Genomic DNA, 593 nt, shown 5'->3' with positions numbered 1-593 from the left:
GATGGCGGGAGAGAAGGTGGGGTGATCTGGCACACCACTGGTTCGGGCAAGTCGTTCACCATGGTGTTCCTCAGCAAGGCGCTGATCCTGCACGATAGTTTGAAACAGTGTCGCCTGCTGGTGGTGACCGACCGGGTGGATCTGGAGAGCCAGCTCAGCAAGACCTTTGCCTCCAGCGGTGAACTCGCGGGCAAGAAAGATAAAGAGGCGGCCATGGCTACCTCGGGCAAGCGGCTGGCCGAGCAGATCGGTAAGGGCAGCGAGCGGATCATCTTCTCGCTTATTCAGAAGTTCAACTCAGCGACCAAGTTGCCGGAGTGCATCAACAAGAGCCCGGATCTCATCGTGCTGATCGATGAGGGCCACCGCAGCCAGGGGGGCGAGAACCATGTCCGCATGAAGCTGGCATTGCCCAACGCCGCGTTTGTGGCTTTTACCGGCACGCCGCTTCTCAAGGATGACAAGACCACCAATAAGTTTGGCCCCATCGTCCATGCCTACACCATGCAGCGGGCGGTCGAGGACAAAACGGTGACGCCGCTGCTCTATGAGGAGCGCATCCCCGATCTGGAGGTCAACGAGCGGGCCATCGA

1 protein-coding gene is annotated in these 593 nt (G+C 59.5%); it reads left to right on the top strand.

What is annotated here, in order from left to right; all coding sequences use genetic code 11:
* The coding region (locus tag OKC27_RS22850) for a DEAD/DEAH box helicase family protein (protein WP_270806765.1) at positions 1-593 on the top strand (593 nt) is incomplete at both ends.

The sequence above is a fragment of the Aeromonas sp. QDB62 genome (genome assembly GCF_027705695.1).
Lineage (GTDB): Bacteria > Pseudomonadota > Gammaproteobacteria > Enterobacterales > Aeromonadaceae > Aeromonas > Aeromonas allosaccharophila.
This window is presented reverse-complemented; position numbering and strand designations above follow the sequence as displayed.